Here is a 16,541-nt window from a genome sequence, read left to right as displayed (position 1 = left end):
CGCGCCCACCCCCGCCGTCCGTCGGCCGTCCGGCCTACCGGAAGTAGCTGGCGGCCTGCTTGTCGCCCGCCATGTAGTCGCCGCCGGCCGTGTGCACGACGTGGCCGATGCCGGTCAGCGCGGTGTGGATGTCGTTGGCCTCCTTGTCCCACTTCTGGAGCTTCTCGTGGAAGGTGCCCTGGGCGTCGCCCTCCCAGTACTGGAGGCTCTGCACGACCATCTGCCGCAGCTCGTGCAGATCCTGCTCGAGGGTCTTGGCCTCGTTGCCGATCTGCGTGGCCGCGTGGTCGAGCCCGCTGTAAGTGACGCTCAGTCCGTCGGCGTTGTTCGCCATGTCCGTCTACCTCGTCTCGCTCGTGTCCGTCCGATGCCCGCCGGCTGGCCGGCCGTTCTGCGTGAAGCCGCCCGTCAGTACGAGCTGAAGGGGGAGACCGTGGGGGCGCCGTCGTGAACGTCGATCTTGTTCACCGCGGCGCGCACGTCGTCTTCCTTGGTGTCCTTGATGTGGCGCGTCTTCGTCATCGCCTCGATGACGTCACCGAGGATCTTGCCGATGTTCTGGAGGGACTCGTTGATCTCGTACTGCTTCTTGTCGAACGCGGCACGGCCGATGCCCTGCCACTGTCCCTCCAGGCCGTCGATGACCTGCTGCAGGCCGTGCACCCGGCCGCGGATGCTCTCGTACTTGGCGTACATGTCGTTCTGCAGCTTGACTACCGCGCCGTCTTCGAGCTTCTGCTTGTCAGCCATGACCAGCCCGCCCTTCCTCTGTGTGTGATCCGGTCCAACTGTGTCGGCCCGCCGCCGGTTTGGCGAGGAGCCCGGGTGGGCGCCCGTCGGCGCGGACCGCGTGGCGGTCCGCTGGGACGGGCGTCCGAAGCCTGTGGCCGGCCGGCGCCGTCACCGGGCACGGCGGGCCCGCAGGAGGGCGAGGGCCCCGCCCCCCACCACGACGACCGCCACGGCGGCGCCCAGCCCGATCCACAGCCCGCTGCCGCCGCCCGAGGCCCGCGCACTCGCTCCTGCCGCCGCTGTCTGTCCGCCTGAAGCGGTGGCGGGGTGGGGGGGTGGGGACGGGGTTGACGCGGGTGCCGATGCGGCGGGCGCCGTGCGGGCCGCGGACTCGGCCAGCAGGTTGCCGCCCTTGCCCCCGGCGTCCTCCTTGGCGAGTGGGTCGACGTTCGCCGGACCCGGGTCGTAGTGCGGGCTCGCCAGGACGTTCTTCGGGCGGACCGCTCCGTAACCGAGGTACGTGCTCGGGTCTTCCTTAGCCCAACTGCGTCCGGCCGTGTCGATGAGCGAGCGGGTGACCTGGTTCACCGTCCAGTCGGGGTGGGCCGACCAGATCAGCGCGGCGGAGGCGGAGGCGATGGCGGTGGCCGGACTCGTTCCGTTCGTGTCGTCGCAGTACGAGCGGAAGCGGGCGTCACACCATCCGGGGATCCCCTCGCCGGGCGCCGTCAGGTCGACGTAGCCGCCGTGCGAGGAGAACTTCGACACCTCCCCGGAAGCATTCATCGAGGAGACGCCGATCACGTAGCGGAAAGCGGCGGGGAAGTCGATCTGCCCGTCGCCCGCTCCGGCGTTTCCGGCGGCGGCGACCAGCAACTTGCCTTTGGAGGCGGCATAGTCGATCGCATCCTCCTCCTTCGGATCGGGCACGCCTCCGATCGACATGCTGATGATCTTCGCGTCGGTGTCGGCGGCCGCCCTGATCGCCTGCCAAGGCTCCGGGGTCTTCTTCGCCTCCGTGCCGTTCAGACCTTCGAGGAGGACTCGGTAGGGAACGATCTTCGCGCCCGGCGCCAGCCCCTTCAGTCCGCCGTCGGCTCCGGTGCCGGCGATCAACTCGGCCATGGTGGTGCCGTGTCCGTCGTAGTCGCGCGTGGCGCCGTAGGCCACCGACGCGGGGACTTCCGCGGCCAGCACCTGTCCCTTGAGCGAGGGCGTGTCCGCGTTCACTCCGGTGTCGATGACCGCGACCTTCACCCCCTTGCCGGTACTGGTCTTCCACATGTGCTCAGCCTGCATGGGCTCCAGGTACCACTGCTTCGACTGCGCGTCGTACGCGGCGGCACTCGGCGCGAGGGCCACGCCCAAGGCGGCCAGGGCGCCGACGGTCGCGCCCGCCGCGCGCACTCGCCGTCCGCGGCGCGTCCTGGAGAGCGCCGCTCGCTCGGCTCGTCGACTGGTCCCTGACTTCATGGTCTCGTACGTCCTTGATCGCGCTCAGGTGACGACCGGCGGCTCGCGCTCTCCTCGAGTGCGCGGTCAGGGCGCAGGGCGCCTTCGGGCTCCCGCCGTTCCTCGCTCTTCTTGCTGTTCTTCTTCTCGCTGTTTCTCTTTTCGCCGTTCTTCTTCTCGCTGCCGCGGCCGCCTGTCAGGCCCGCGCCGCCGCGTGTCATCCCGTTGCGCTCGGCGCGGGCCGCGGAGGTGCGTGCCGTGGGGCGGCCGGTGACGCCGTCGGCTTCCTCGACGCCGCGCTGTGACGCGGCCCCGCCCGGCCTCTGCGGGGACTGAGGCGTCCCGAGGACGCCGCGCGTGGCGGGGCGGCCGCTCGCCGGTCGGGACTCGGCTTCCTCGGCGCCGACGACCGTGCCTCGCGGAAGCCTTGAGCCCGTCCTCGCCGACTGCTTCCCGGCGGCCGTGGGGCGCCCCCCTACGACGCCGTCGGACCGCCCGGCGCCCGTGGTCGGGCGGGCGGCTCCTCGTGGGGCCGCGGCGCCGCCGGGTCGTGAAGCGCCTCCGGTGACCTCTCGCTCGGCGAACGACGAGGACGGTGTGGATTCGTTGGACAGCGATCTGCCGATCGAGGTGGAGCGCCCGACCTGGTTCACCGGTCCCCGGAACGAGGTGCGGCCCTGACCCGGCTCACTCGGGTCGGACAGCCCCGTCCGCCCCGGTCCGAACCCGGGGGTGCGGAACCGACCGGCCGCCCCGGAGCCGCCTCCTGGCGCGCCGTTGGCGAAGGGGCCCATGGGGCCGCTCTCGAATGTGTCAGCAGGTCCGCTGACCGGGGTCGGCGGCACATGGGTGTGCGTCGCGGTGGTCGGCGACGTAGGCAACGTGCCGACGCTGTCGACGGCGGTGCCGACGGGGCTGTCGGCAGGGACCACATGCGGCGCCGTGTGCCCGCTGCCGTGCGGCGCGGTGTGCCCGCTGTCGTGCGGCGCGTACACCAAGCCGTCGACTCGATCGTGCGCACCGGCGTGCGGCGGCGGCGCGATGGACGCGTGCCGACCCGTCGCGGCCGTGCCGCCGTCCGCTCGGGAGGTCCCGTGCTCGGGCGGCCCTTGGGAAGCGTCCCGCTTGCCCTGAACGGGCCGCGGGACCCCTACGTCCGGCATGGCGTCGAATCTCGGCGCCTTGCTCCGTTCGGCCGCCAACTGCTCGTTGGACACGGCGTAGTAGGACGCCAGGCGGTTCATCTGGTTGATGGCCTCTTGGCGGTCCTTCTCCACCCGTACCGCGGCGGCGTAGCCGTCCTTGTCGGCCGTCTTCTCCGCTGCCGAGAACTCGTGCGGCCGCTTCCGGTTCGTCTGAGTGTCACGAGGGGGCATGGCGCCTCGTACGGACGAGAGGCCCACGGCGGCGGCGCTGAGCTGGTCGCCGGCCCCTCCAGCGAAGTCGCTGAGCTGATGCGCCTTGCCGACGAGCGAAGCGCCCCACTCCCGGAACGCGTCACCCGACTCCCCGACCCAGTGGACGCGGTCGATGTGTCCCGAAAGCTCTTCCGCCGCGGCCTTGATGGCGTTCCGCGCGTCCCAGAGCGCCTTGCCGGACGACTCCACGTCTCCGGGATCCGTCTGCTCGACGAGATCGAGCAACTGGTTGAGGCCGAGACGAGTGCCCCCGAAGTCGGTGCTGCGCCTCACCGCTGCCGCATGGGGGTTCTGGTCGGCGACCGCGCGCAGCGCGCCGTTCACCAGCCTGCTGAACGGGCCGCCGCCTTCGGGCAGGTGGTCGGCCGTCCGGGTGAGGTCCGTGTAGCCGTTCTGCGCGGAGACGCGATCCAGGTCCGCCTTGTGGTCGTCCGTCATCAGAGTTTCGCCCCAGTCTTCGCGTTGTTCAACCGTTGCGCCGGACCCTGAATCCGTCTGATCTCGGCTTGGATGGCCCAGAAGCGGCGACGCTGCTCCTCTTCGAGTCTGCCGAAGCCGCGGTACGCGCCCAGGACCGCGATGCCGATCCCCTCGATCTGAAGGTGAAGCGTCCTGGACAGGGTGGTGAGCTGCTCGTGTACGGCCTTGTACTGCGCGTACAGGTCGTGCGCCTCGGGGAAGACGGCTTCGCCGCCACCCGTGAGAGACGACAGCCGGACCGTCTGAGCGCTCACCTTCGTCGGATTGCCCGCCGATCCCTCAAGGTCGCGCAGAACCGCGTCGACCCGGTTCACGAACTTGGACAGCGCCTCCCCGCTGGCCTCCAGGTCCGCCGCCCTGGCCGCTGAGACTCCCCCCACCATGTCCGCCGGAAGCACGACGCACTCCTCCCCGTATCCCCGTTGACCGCGTCGGGCGGCGCTGCCGGGCTCCGCGTACGTTCGCGGGCCGGACGGCACCTCACCACGCGGCTCACCACTCTAGTCACCGCGTGTACCCGGGCCAACCGGTCTATGTATCAGGCCCGTTGCAAAGAAGGCCCGGCGCCGGGGCTTCGCCCGGATTGCCGGTGGGTGTGAAGAGGCGCTCCCAAGGGCGGCACACCTCCTTCAGGTGACACGGCCGGCGACGGCGCGACTCGTGCGGGTGACGTCGCGCGCTCGGCGGGCGGCGCTGTCGCCGCCGGGGTCAGCGGCCGGCCGGCGGGCGGCGCCTCCGTCGCGCGTCCCGGGTCGCGAGGGCGGCGCCGCCCAGGGCCGCGACCGTGACGAGGCCGCCGACGACCACGTACGTGCCGAGGCGGTCGTCGCGCTGCTCGGGGGTCTCGCCGAAGTGGAGGGGGGTCACGGAAGGGGCCTCGGCCCTGGTGACGCCGCCTTCGGGGCGGGGGGTCAGGACCGGGTGGGCGGGGTCCTCGTCGGTGAGGGCCTTGACCGGGTCGACCACGCCCCAGCCGACGAGGCGGTCGCGACCGGGGATGGAGCGTTCCGCGGTCTGCTCGATCTGGGCGACGACCTCGCGGGCGGTCCAGCTCGGGTGCCGGGACTTCAGGAGGGCGGCGACCGCGGCGACGTAGGGCGCCGAGAAGCTCGTGCCGTTGTCCGAGCAGTGGCCGCCGCCGGGCACCGTGGAGATCATGTCGACGCCGGGGGCGGCGACGCCGACGAACTCGCCGGACTGGGAGAAGGCGGCGCGTTCGTTGTTGCGGTCGGAGGCGGCGACGGCGAGGACGCCCGGGTAGGACGCCGGATAGGTGGTCTTGACGTTGCCGCCGAGGCCGTCGTTGCCCGCCGAGGCGACGACCACCACCTTCTTGGAGAGGGCGAGGTCCACCGCCCGTCGCAAGTCGGAGTCGGGCTGGACGGCGTTCGCCGTGTCCTGCGAGATGTTGATGACGCCGGCGCCGACGGAGACGGCGTGCCGGATCGCCGCCGCCAGGGTCCTGGCCGTGCCGTCGCCCTCCGCGTCGTTCTGCTTGATCGGGATGATCACGGCGCCGGGGGCCAGGCCCACGAAGCCGGTGCCCTGGGCGGGGCGGGCGGCGATGATGCCCGCGACGCGGGTGCCGTGGCCGACCGTGTCCGTGGTGCCGTGCGGGTCGCCCCGGTCGATCTTCTCGCCCTTGGCGTTCTTGGCCGGAAGGTTGGTCATGCCGTGGGACGCGTCGACCGCGTGGGTCAACTGGCCGTTCCTGACGTCGACTCCGGTGTCGATCACGGCCACCTTGACGCCCTTGCCCGTGGACCGCGCCCACAGTGCGTCGAGGTTCACCCGTTGCAGGGACCAGGGGCGGCCCGCGTAGGGCTTCGACGGGAACGTGCACTGGCCGTCGTCCGCGTGGGCGGCGGGAGCGGGCAGGGCGACGAGGGCGGCCGTCGCCGTGAGCGCGGCGGCGGCCAGCGCCGTCGCCCGCAGGGGGTGCGGCACGCCGGAGGCGCGGCGCGCGCGAGGCGTCGGGCGGGCGGCCGGGAGGGCGGGAGTGCGGCCGGGGGCGGCTGAGTGCGGCATGCGTGCGTCTCCTCGGCGCGGCTACGAGCCCTGCGGCTGGCGGGCGGCGGCCTCGGACAGGCGCGGGCCGGTCGGCAGGAACGTCGACCATTGCGCGGGAACCGGCGCGGGCGCCACCTGCGCGTACCCCAGCCGGGTCTGGGCGATCTTCGCCTCGTCCAGCTCCGCCTTGCGCTGCTGGGCGGAGGTGCCGATGCCCTTGTCGTCGACAGCGCTGTCGCTGTTGGACTGGAGCGCGTAGCGCAGGCCGGTGTCGGTCACCAGGAAGACGCCGCCCGCCTGCGTCTCGCTGCCCTGGAACTGCCGGAAGAGCAGGCCGGATCCGGCGCTCACGTAGGCGCTGGAGGAGCCGGTGGGCAGGCGCGCGGGGAAGTCGGCGCCGACCCAGGTGGACAGTGTGGTCTGCCCCTGGGCGCCGACCGAACGCAGCACGTCGCAGACCGTGTTGCGGCCGGAGGCGGCGCTGGCGCCGTCGTTCACCGTCCTCGGCCGGTCCGTCGGCCACCGCTTGTCCTGCATGAACGTCGTGCTGCCGCTGACCGCGCCGGGGCTTACCTGCTGGGCCGTGCCGGCCTGGCCGACGGCGACGAGATCGCGGCTGTTGAGCAGGAGCGTGGCGGTGAACGCCGAGACGCGGGCCACGCGGCCGCGCAGCACGACGTAATACTGCATGCGCTGGCCGTCGTAGGCCCTGACCACCATGCCGATCTTGTCGTAACGGTCGTACTGCGGAAGGCCGCTGAAGGCGCCCGCCTTGGCGCCGGGGGCGCCGTCGATGTGCGGGATGGAGAGCGCGTCGCCCTGGTGGAGCGTGGCCAGCCACTCCTGGGAGACGCGCTGCGGGGCGCGGCCCTGGGTGTCGAGCGCCTTGAGGAGGTGGGGATCGGCCGGTTGGGGCAGCCGGTAGGCGTAGCCGCGTGCGTCGACGACGTACTGGGTCTCGCCGTCGGGGCCGACGACGTACATCAGGTCGCCGCCCCTGAGCTTCTGGGCGCCCTCGGTCTTGGAGCGTTCCTTGTCCGCGAAGACGAACGCGGCCTTCTGGATGGCCCGGCCGCCGTCGGCGGGGCGTTCGCAGACGGCCCAGCGCTTGGCGTGGCCGGCCTCGTCGGGGGCGGGCAGGCGGTCGGGGGCGTAGGGGATGCCGATGGTGGCGCCGTGCGGGGGCGTGCCGCGGTCGAGGACCTTCTCGTCGACGGTGATGACGTCGTCGGCGTCCGGGGCGAGCAGGAGCTTGGCGGACGCCATGTTCAACACCGGGTGCAACTGGATCTGTTCGCCGGTCTTCAGCACCACGTAGCGGGTGGTGGAGTCGCTGGCGACGATGACGTGCCGGCCCGGCTCGTCCCAGCCCTTGGGGGCAGTCGGACTGAACAGGCCGATCCCGCCGAACACCGCGAGCACGACCACGCCGACGATCACACCGGGCAGCACGGTGCCCAGGGGCTTGGGGGCGCCTTCCTCGGAGCCGGTGGGAGAGGGCTGGAGGAAGGACGCCAGCATGCGGCGCTTCGCGAAGGTGTAGGCGTTGAGTTCGTCCCGCCGTGATGCCATCTGTTTCCGCTCTCTCCCCGTCGCGGAGCTGTGCGGGGGGCGTGGGGAGCCCGCGTGCTCCGTGCCGCCCCTCGGCTTCCCGTGGCGCCGCCCACTGTCAGCACCGGCCCCTACTATGCCTGTTGCGGGGCGCTTCCCGCCGCACGGGTAGGGTGCTCGGGCCTCTGGACGGGGCGGTGCACGAGGGTTTTTCGGGAGAGTTCGGGGGGTTTGCAGTGATGGCTTCCGCACCTCGGGCCCGGTCGCGATCGCAATCGGGGTCCCGACCGGGTTTCGGCACGCGTCCGGCCTCCCGGGCCTCCGAGTCCGCCACGCCTCCTGAGAGACCGTCCGCGTCGGCCGGCGCCTTCGCACCGCATTCCACGTCGCGCTCGGGCCGGGGCGGCTCCTCGGCGCGCCAGCGGCTGGTGCTGCTGGAGGCGGCGGCCGCGCTGGTGCTGTGCGGCTGGACGATCGGCCTCCCCGCGCTGGTCCCGGCGGCCGTCGTCGCCCTCGCACTGCTCGCGCTGGCCCTCGTCCGCCGCCGGGGGCGCTCGCTGCCGGAGTGGCTGAGCACCGTGCTGGCGCTGCGGACGCGTCGGCGGCGGGCCGCGAGGACGCCGGTGCCGTCGGGCACGGAATCGGGGTTCGCCCCGGCCGTCGAGTGCGATCCCGCCCTGCGGACCTACTCCTACGGCGGCCCGGACCGGCGGCCGGTGGGGATGGTCGGGGACGGCGCCTTCGTCAGCGCGGTGGTGCAGGTCGAGGCCGACGTCACCGCACTGCGCGCCGACCGGGGACGGCAGCCGCTGCCGGTCGGCCTGGTGCGCGACGCGCTCGAAGTGGACGGCATCCGGCTGGAGTCGGCGCAGATCGTGCTGCACACGCAGCCCGCGCCCGCGCTGCACCTGCCGCAGCACTCGGTGGCCGTGACGAACTACGCGCCGTTGCAGGAGCAGACCGGCGCCCCCGCGGTCCGCATCACCTGGATCGCGCTCAAGCTCGACCCGGAGCTGTGCCGGGAGGCGGTGGCCGCGCGGGGCGGCGGCCTGGTCGGAGCGCAGAAGTGTCTCGTGCGCGTCGCCGATCACCTGGCGAGCCGGCTGGCGGGCGCGGGATTCCGCGCCACAGTGCTCGACGAGGAGGAGCTGACCTCCGCCGTCGCCACTTCCGCGTGCGCCAATCCGCTGGTGACCGCGGAGGCGGGGCGCAGCGGGACACGGGAGCGGCGCACCGAGGAGTCCGCGCGCAGTTGGCGCTGCGACAACCGGCGCCACACCACGTACTGGATCAGGCGCTGGCCCCGACTCGGCGCTCAGGAACCGTCGTTGCCGCAGGTCATCGCGCTGCTCACCAGTGTCCCGGCGCTCGCCACCACGTTCAGTCTGACGCTCGCGGCCGGGGAGCGTCAGACGACCGCGCTGTGCGGGCACGTCCGGGTGACCGGGCGCGGCGACGAGGAACTGGTCGCCGCCCGGCGGGCCTTGGAGGGCGCGGCACGCCACACCGGCGTCGGGCTCGCCCGTCTCGACCGGGAGCAGGTTCCCGGCATGCTCGCCACTCTGCCGCTCGGAGGCGCCCGGTGACGGCCACCGCTCCCTCGTCGTCCTCGGCCCGCGCGGCCGACGCCCGCGCCTCCGTCGCCGCCTCAGCCCCCGCATCCGCCTCCGTCGCCGGGCGCGTGCGCGGGCGGCTGCGCGGCGGACTCGGACTGATCGGTCCGCGGCACGGGCGGCACACGCTGAGCGCCGAGCAGGTGGACGCGCTCGCCATGCCCATCGGCGACGACGGCGTCGTCGCCGGGGTGGACGCCGAGGGACGGCCGGCCGTGCTGGGCGTCAACCGGCCGACGCCCTACGACGTCGTGCTCATCGGCAGCCTGTGGACGGCCCAGGTGCTCGCCCTGCGGGCGGCGGCCACCGGCGCGCGGGTCGCCGTGGAGACGGGCCGGCCGCAGGCGTGGATGCAGATGGTGCACGCCATGGGCGGCGGGCAGAACGGCCTGGCGGTGCACGAGGTGGGCCGGGTGCCGCCGCAGGGCGCGTCGGCGGGCACGCCCGTCCTGGTGGTGCGCGACTGCGGCATGCGGCCGCCGCGCGGCCGGGTGGTCTCGGGTCCCTGGCAGGCGGTGGTGACGCTGCTGCCGTATCTGAGCCCGGTGGCGCCCCGGCTGATCCGGCAGGCGCGGCTGGTCGGCGTGCAGCGGATCTCCCCGGACGAGGCGGCCGAGTTGGGGCGCACGATGGCGTTGCCCCGCGCGGACGTCGAGGCCCTGCCGTCGCTCCCCGACGGCGTGACGCTCTGGTGCGGCGACCGCGACCGGCAGTACGTGATGACGCAACCCACCGACGCCGAGATCGGCTTGCTCGGCACGCCTCGCCGCATGGACTGAAGGGGACGGCTGGACGGCTGGACGGCTTCGAGCGGTTGAGCGGCGGGGTGCGGGGAGGGGCGCGGAGGCGTTGACGCGGACCGGCCCACGGACCGGTGTTCACGGGCCGCCGCCCGTGGGTCGGCGGCGACCGATCGCTGCCTGCGGGTCAGTTCCGACCGACTGGCGCCGACTGACCGACTCCTGAACGGCATATCACCCGATGTGACCTCTTATGACGTGCACGGAGGGATAGTTGACCGTCCGCCGGAAGAGGGCGAACGGTCGCGGAGCCGCGGAGGACCTGCCCCGAGCCCGCCGGTGGTGATTAGGCTGGGTCCGGCGCCGCGTCAGAACCCGCGGCCGGGCCGTCGGCGCTCCGGGGAAGGACCGGGCGGACCTTAAGGGAAGGACCGGACCGTCCTGATCGACGGGACGGACCAGATGGACGCCACGGTGCGCACGTACCTGACCGGTTCGGGCCGCGGGGCGACCGCTCACGGGCGGCCCCGTACGACACGAACGGTCGCCCCAGCACGGCATGAGGGTGCTCGACCACACCAGGAGGAACTGTGAACAGCGATCGGGACGGGATCCGCGGGGGCTGGGCCACACCCGGCGATGACCAGTCCGACGCGGAGTCCGCCGTCGAGACGACGGGCGAGTTCACCATCGACTACGCGCCGCCCGCCTGGTACACGCAGAACGCCGCGAGCGGACCCGGCGAGACCACGCCGATCCCCGCGCAGCCCGCTCCCGCGACTCCTCCGCCGCCTCCGGCCGTGCCCCCGGCCGCCCCGCACCAGCCGCAGCCGCAGCCGCAGCCGCAGCCGGGCGGCGGATTCCCGCCCGCCTGGGCGCCGACGACCGGCCCCGCCCCCGTGGCGCAGGAGGCGGCGCCCGCGGCAGGCCCTGTGGCTCCGGAGGCGGCGCCGTCGCCCCAGGCGCCCGGGGCGCGGGACGCGGGCGACGGCGACCTCGTCAGCGGCGCCACGCTGCGGATCTCCGCGGCCGCGCTCAAGCGGGAGTTCGCGGAGCGCGACGCCGCCGCGCAGCGCGCTGGCGCGCAGGTGAACGAGGAAGCTCGGGACGGCGAGAGCGCACCGGGTGACGCGGCGGCCGGTGCGGCGCCGACCGGTACGACGCCGGCCGGCGCCGTGCCGACCGGCGCCGCCGACAGCGCCGAGCAGTCCGGCGTCTTCGGCGCCGACGCCCGGAGCGCCGGTGCGGCGGCCGCGGCCGCTGGGGGCTCCCGTGACGCGGAGGCCGCCGGTCATGCCGGTGACGCCGAGCAGGGCGCTGGCGCGGCGGACCGCGGCGACGGCGCCACGGACGCGACGGACCGTTCGAACGGGACGGGCGCGAGCGGCCGCGTCTTCGACGAACCCCCCGTGGCACAGCGGGCGGCGGCGCAGGACGGCTCTGAGCCGGACAGCGCGGCGGACGCGGAGCCCGAGAACGGTACGGACGCGCGACTGGCGTCGGCCACCGAGGCCGGGTCCGACGCAGGCGCCGCCTCCGAGGGGGCCGGCCACAGCGGCGACGACGTCGCAGACGCGCGGGACGCCGCGTCCGCCGCACCGGCCGAGTCGGCCACCGGCACGGAGACCGGCGCCGAGCCCGCACCCGACGCCGAGCCCGCACTCGCACCCGCACCCGCACCCGCACCCCAGGACGCGAACGCGGACGTACCCGAGGACGCGGACGCGCCGCCCGCGGACGCCGTGCCGGACCCCGTACGGGACGCGCCGCAGGACGACGTCCCGCACGCGACCGCACCGCAGACCGACAGCGCCGCGAACCGTGCCACGAGGCCCGACGACGACGTACAAGACGTACAAGATGTTGCGCGTGCCGAGGACGCCCCGGCCGCCTGGGCGCCCCCGCCCGTGCCGCGCCACGCGGTTCCGCCGCTGCCTCCCTCCTACCAGCCGGCCGCGCCGCCCGCCGCGACCCACTGGCCCGCGCAGCCCCAAGCGGAGGCGCCGACCGCGCCGCAGCCGCCGTTCGACGCCCCGGGTCAGCCTCCGTCGTCACCCCAGCCGCAAGACGGCCGCCCGCAGGCCCATCCGTCGCAGCCCCAACCCCCGCGGTCCCACCAGCCGCAGGCGCCGCAGCCCGCTCCCGCCGCCTGGAGCACGCCCGCCGCGCCGCAGCAGGACCCGGCGGCCGCTCCCCCGCCGCCGCCCGGTCACGGGTTCCCGCCGCCGACCCCGCCGGTTCCTCAGCAGCAGGGGTACGGGTTCCCGCTGGCGGCGCCCGCCGCGCCTCAGCAGGCCGGTTACGGCTTCCCGCCCCCGGCCCCCCAGCCGAACGCCCAGCCCGCGCCGCAGCCCGAGGCCCCCGGCCAGCCCGCGCCGCCTCCGGCGCCGCACACCGCGCCGCCCGGCCACGGCTTCCCGCAGCCCGCCCCCGAGCCGAACGCCCACCCCGCCCCCGGGCCGGACGCCCACGCCGCCCCGCAGCCGGGCGCCATGAATCACCCCGCCCCACAGCCCGGCGCCCCGAGCCAGCGCGCCCCTCAGCCCGGCGGCGGTTACGGCTTCCCGGCGCAGCCCGGGACGGGCCCGGCGGGCGACGGCCGGCAGGGCCCCCCGCAGCCCGTGCAGCCCGTGCAGCCCGCGCAGCAGCCCGTCGATCCGCGGATGGGCACGGCGTGGCCGCAGCCCATCCAGCACGACCAGCGGCAGCCGACCAACCCCGGGGCCGCGCCGCTCGGTTACACGGCGGCCGTGGAACTGTCCTCCGACCGGCTGCTGAGCAGGAAGCAGAAGGCCCGCAGCGGGCGACCGGCCGTGGCCGGATCGCGCTTCCGCCTCGGCGCGAAGAAGGAAGAAGCCGAGCGCCAGCGGAAGTTGGAGCTGATCCGCACCCCGGTGCTCTCCTGCTACCGGATCGCGGTGATCAGCCTCAAGGGCGGCGTCGGCAAGACGACGACCACCACCGCGCTGGGGTCCACGCTCGCCACCGAACGGCAGGACAAGATCCTCGCCATCGACGCCAACCCGGACGCCGGCACGCTCGGCCGCCGGGTGCGCCGGGAGACCGGGGCCACCATCCGGGACCTCGTCCAGGCGATCCCGTACCTCAACTCCTACATGGACATCCGGCGGTTCACCTCCCAGGCGACGTCGGGTCTGGAGATCATCGCCAACGACGTCGACCCGGCCGTGTCCACGGCCTTCAACGACGAGGACTACCGCCGCGCCATCGACGTGCTGGGCAACCAGTACCCGATCATCCTCACCGACTCCGGCACCGGTCTGCTCTACAGCGCCATGCGCGGCGTGCTGGACCTCGCCGACCAGCTCATCATCGTCTCCACCCCGTCCGTGGACGGCGCCTCCAGCGCCAGTACGACGCTGGACTGGCTGTCCGCGCACGGTTACGCCGACCTCGTCTCGCGGTCCCTCACCGTGATCTCGGGAGTGCGGGAGACCGGCAAGATGATCAAGGTGGAGGACATCGTCTCCCACTTCGAGACGCGCTGCCGGGGCGTCGTCGTGGTGCCGTTCGACGAGCACCTGGCCGCCGGCGCCGAGGTGGACCTCGACATGATGCGGCCGAAGGTGCGCGAGGCGTACTTCCATCTCGCGGCGCTGGTGGCCGAGGACTTCGTGCGGCACCAGCAGGCGCACGGGCTGTGGACGTCCGATGGCAACCCGCCGCCGGTCGCGGCCCCGCCGATGCCCGGCCAGCCCTACCCGGGCCAGCAGTACCCGGGCCAGCCATACCCAGGTCAGCCCTTCCCAGGTCAGCCCTTCCCCGGTCAGCCCGGACAGCCGTACCCGGGCCAGCCGTATTCGGACCAGCCGCACGCTGGACAGCCGTACCCGGGCCAGGCAGGCGAACCGGCGCCGGGCCAGGCCGTTCCGGGGCAGTACGCCCCCCAGGCGCACCAGGCGCCCCACCCCGGTCACCCTGGACGCACCGGTCACCCCGGGCAGCCGTACCCGCAGCAGCCCGCGCCCCCGTACCCGTACGCGGCCCAGCCCGCCGCCCCAAGCGGCCAGCCGGGCCAGCCACAGCCCTACCCCGGCCAGCCCAGTCACCCGGGGAATCAGAGCCAGCCGGGCAGCCCCTTCCCGCCCGCGCAGGCCCAGCCCTACCCCCAGCACCCCGGCTACCCGCCGCCCCCGCCCGCGCACCAGCCCCCGCCGCCGCAGGCACAGCCGCAACCGCAACCGCAACCGCAGGCACAAGAACAGGCCCAAGAGCAGCCGCGACACCAGCAGCCCCCGCAGGAGCACAACCCCCCGCAGCAGTGAGCCCGCGGCCTTCGCCAGGCCGCCTCCCGCCGCAGCAGGCCCGCGCCGTTCCCGACGGCGCGGGCCTGCGCGCGTTTGCGGGCGGAACCGGCGAGATCGCGCCGCCACGCCCTCACCAGGCAGGCGTCAGAGGTCTCCACCATTGGGAGCGGTCTCGCGATCAACTTCTCGTTTCCGCAGGCCACATGCGGTTTGGCACACCGTTGACGGGTGCGGACCACCGCTGATAGACACCTACTTCAATCCGACGACGCCATCCGATCAAGCTCGCTCCAGCACCCTCCACCACGTTTCAGCCTGTTCACATCTGTTCAAGCCCCGGTGCGAGACGCAGCCCGTCCCGCCCGTGTGACGACGCGAGGACACCGAGCCATGAACACACACGATCAGCACGGCAGAGGACGTACCGGTCCGCGTCCGAGGAGGACGCGGCTTCTCGCCGCCGCGGGCGCCGGCGCCCTCCTCCTCGCGTCCGGGCTCGCGGCCCCGGCGGCCTCGGCCGCGCAGCGCGCGGCGGGCGGGGACGACCAGAACGGCGGCCACGGCCACGTCCTCACCGTCGCCGTCGCGCAGAGCGTCGACTCGCTCAGCCCGTTCCTGGCGGTGCGGCTGCTCAGCACCAGCGTCGGGCGGCTGATGTACGAGTACCTGACGGACTACGACCCGAAGGACGCCCACCCCGTTCCGGGTCTGGCCACCAAGTGGGCCGCCTCGCCGGACAAGTTGACGTGGACGTACACGATCCGCGGCAACGCCAAGTGGTCGGACGGGCAGCAGGTCACCGCTCGGGACGCGGCCTGGACGTTCAACAAGATGATGACCGACACCGGCGCCGCGACCGCCAACGGCAGCTTCGTCGGCAACTTCCAGAAGGTCACCGCGCCCAGCCCGACCCAGCTCGTGATCCGGCTGAAGAAGCCGCAGGCCACGATGACGGCGCTGGACGTGCCGATCGTGCCCCAGCACGTGTGGGAGAAGGTCGGGGACTTCTCGAAGTTCAACAACGACAAGAGCTTCCCCATAGTCGGCGACGGCCCGTTCGTCCTCACCGACTACAAGCCGGACAGCTATGTGCGGCTGAAGGCCAACAAGGACTTCTGGCGGGGCCGGCCGAAGTTCGACGAGCTGGTCTTCCGCTACTACAAGGACCAGGACGCCGCCGTGGCCGCCCTGCGCAAGGGCGAGGTCTCCTTCGTGGCCGGATCGCCCTCGCTGACGCCCGCGCAGGCCGCCTCCCTCAAGGGCGACGACCACGTCCACGTCAACGACGCGCCCGGCCGCCGTTTCTACGCCCTCGCCACCAACCCGGGGGCGCAGGCCAAGAACGGGCAGAAGTTCGGCGACGGCGACCCGTCCCTGCTGGACGAGCGGGTGCGGCACGCGCTGTTCGTGGCGGTGGACCGCAAGACGGTCATCGACAAGGTCTTCCAGGGCCACGCGGCCGAGGGCCAGGGCTACATCCCGCCGCGCTTCTCGTCGTACTTCTGGAAGCCCGCCGCCGGGCAGGAGCTGGCCTACGACCCGGCGAAGGCGGCCCGGCTGCTCGACGAGGCCGGCTACCGGAAGAACGCCGACGGCAAACGCGTCGGCAAGGACGGCAAGCCGCTGGACTACCGGGTGCTGTGCCACGCCACCGACCCCAACGACAAGGCGGTCGGCACCTACCTCAAGGAGTGGTGGGGCAAGCTCGGCATCGGGATCCATCTCGACTGCCTGGACAACGTGACCGACCCGTGGCTGGCCGGCAAGTTCGACCTGGCCTTCGACGGCTGGTCCGTCAACCCCGACCCCGACTTCGTGCTCTCCATCCACACCTGCGGCGCCCGCCCGCAGACCCCCAAGGACACCGGCGCCACCGACGACTTCATCTGCGACAAGACCTTCGACCAGCTCTACGCCAAGCAGCTCGGCGAGTACGACCCCGCTGAACGGGCGGACGTCGTCAAGCAGATGGAGTCGCGGCTGTACGACCTGGGGTACATGAACGTCATGGCCTATCCCAACGCGGTCGAGGCCTACCGCACGGACCAGATCAAGTCGATCACCACCATGCCGGCCGCCGCGGGGAACATATACGGCCAGGACGGCTACTGGAGCTGGTGGTCGGCGGCGCCGGCGGCTTCGGACGGCTCCTCGGGCGGCTCGTCGTCCACCGGCGTCGTCGTCGGGATCGTCGCGGGCGTCGTCGTCCTCGCGGGCGTCGCCGTGCTGTTCGGGATGCGCCGCCGGTCCACGGCGGAAGACCGCGAGTAGGCAGAC

At 73.5% G+C, this 16,541-nt stretch carries 11 protein-coding genes; 4 read left to right on the top strand and 7 right to left on the bottom strand.

Features of this window, described 5'->3' with window-relative positions; genetic code table 11:
• Window positions 1-34 precede the first annotated feature (34 nt).
• The 7 genes from ABZ861_RS30155 to eccB form a co-directional block, all read right to left on the bottom strand.
• Window positions 35-334 (bottom strand): WXG100 family type VII secretion target, encoded by a 300-nt coding sequence (locus ABZ861_RS30155; protein ID WP_361636763.1) that lies wholly within the window; start codon window positions 332-334, stop codon window positions 35-37.
• A 74-nt stretch (window positions 335-408) separates the two neighbouring features.
• On the bottom strand, window positions 409-750 hold the full coding sequence (locus ABZ861_RS30150) for a WXG100 family type VII secretion target (protein WP_361636760.1): 342 nt from the start codon (window positions 748-750) through the stop codon (window positions 409-411).
• Window positions 751-900: 150 nt separating this feature from the next.
• Window positions 901-2,205, bottom strand: a complete 1,305-nt coding sequence (locus ABZ861_RS30145) for a S8 family serine peptidase (protein ID WP_361636757.1) — start codon at window positions 2,203-2,205, stop codon at window positions 901-903.
• On the bottom strand, window positions 2,202-4,040 hold the full coding sequence (locus ABZ861_RS30140; RefSeq protein WP_361636754.1) for a hypothetical protein: 1,839 nt from the start codon (window positions 4,038-4,040) through the stop codon (window positions 2,202-2,204). Before ABZ861_RS30140 ends, ABZ861_RS30145 begins: the two co-directional genes overlap by 4 nt.
• Complete coding sequence (locus ABZ861_RS30135; protein ID WP_361636751.1) at window positions 4,040-4,480, bottom strand: hypothetical protein; 441 nt, start codon at window positions 4,478-4,480, stop codon at window positions 4,040-4,042. The genes ABZ861_RS30140 and ABZ861_RS30135 overlap by 1 nt, the downstream gene beginning before the upstream one ends.
• A gap of 310 nt (window positions 4,481-4,790) precedes the next feature.
• Window positions 4,791-6,110 carry a type VII secretion-associated serine protease mycosin gene (mycP, locus tag ABZ861_RS30130; protein WP_361636748.1) on the bottom strand — a complete coding sequence of 440 codons (1,320 nt, stop codon included), beginning with the start codon at window positions 6,108-6,110 and terminating at the stop codon, window positions 4,791-4,793.
• 21 nt (window positions 6,111-6,131) lie between these two features.
• Window positions 6,132-7,664: a type VII secretion protein EccB gene (eccB, locus tag ABZ861_RS30125; RefSeq protein WP_361636745.1), complete on the bottom strand. Its 1,533-nt coding sequence runs from the start codon at window positions 7,662-7,664 to the stop codon at window positions 6,132-6,134.
• A gap of 218 nt (window positions 7,665-7,882) precedes the next feature.
• Here eccB and eccE point away from each other — a divergent pair, with 218 nt between their 5' ends.
• From eccE to ABZ861_RS30105, 4 genes are all read left to right on the top strand, one after another.
• Window positions 7,883-9,229, top strand: coding sequence for a type VII secretion protein EccE (gene eccE, locus ABZ861_RS30120; protein WP_361636743.1), 1,347 nt, complete (start codon window positions 7,883-7,885; stop codon window positions 9,227-9,229).
• A gap of 95 nt (window positions 9,230-9,324) precedes the next feature.
• The gene (locus tag ABZ861_RS30115) at window positions 9,325-10,035 is read left to right on the top strand and encodes a hypothetical protein (protein WP_361636801.1); all 711 of its coding nucleotides are present in this window, start codon (window positions 9,325-9,327) and stop codon (window positions 10,033-10,035) included.
• Window positions 10,036-10,586: 551 nt separating this feature from the next.
• Window positions 10,587-14,282, top strand: coding sequence for an SCO5717 family growth-regulating ATPase (locus ABZ861_RS30110; RefSeq protein ID WP_361636741.1), 3,696 nt, complete (start codon window positions 10,587-10,589; stop codon window positions 14,280-14,282).
• Window positions 14,283-14,654: 372 nt separating this feature from the next.
• Entirely contained in the window at window positions 14,655-16,535 is a 1,881-nt protein-coding gene (locus ABZ861_RS30105; protein ID WP_361636738.1) for an ABC transporter substrate-binding protein, read from the top strand.
• Window positions 16,536-16,541 lie beyond the last annotated feature (6 nt).

This window comes from Streptomyces sp. NPDC046985 (assembly GCF_040644415.1).
Taxonomy (GTDB): Bacteria; Actinomycetota; Actinomycetes; order Streptomycetales; family Streptomycetaceae; genus Streptomyces.
This window is presented reverse-complemented; position numbering and strand designations above follow the sequence as displayed.

Bases quoted from the DNA above. Each gene is read 5' to 3' on its own strand.
- ABZ861_RS30155 (WP_361636763.1), bottom strand. From the start codon at position 334: ATGGCGAACAACGCCGACGGACTGAGCGTCACTTACAGCGGGCTCGAC.
- ABZ861_RS30150 (WP_361636760.1), bottom strand. From the start codon at position 750: ATGGCTGACAAGCAGAAGCTCGAAGACGGCGCGGTAGTCAAGCTGCAG.
- ABZ861_RS30145 (WP_361636757.1), bottom strand. From the start codon at position 2,205: ATGAAGTCAGGGACCAGTCGACGAGCCGAGCGAGCGGCGCTCTCCAGG.
- ABZ861_RS30140 (WP_361636754.1), bottom strand. From the start codon at position 4,040: ATGACGGACGACCACAAGGCGGACCTGGATCGCGTCTCCGCGCAGAAC.
- mycP (WP_361636748.1), bottom strand. From the start codon at position 6,110: ATGCCGCACTCAGCCGCCCCCGGCCGCACTCCCGCCCTCCCGGCCGCC.
- eccB (WP_361636745.1), bottom strand. From the start codon at position 7,664: ATGGCATCACGGCGGGACGAACTCAACGCCTACACCTTCGCGAAGCGC.
- eccE (WP_361636743.1), top strand. From the start codon at position 7,883: ATGGCTTCCGCACCTCGGGCCCGGTCGCGATCGCAATCGGGGTCCCGA.
- ABZ861_RS30105 (WP_361636738.1), top strand. From the start codon at position 14,655: ATGAACACACACGATCAGCACGGCAGAGGACGTACCGGTCCGCGTCCG.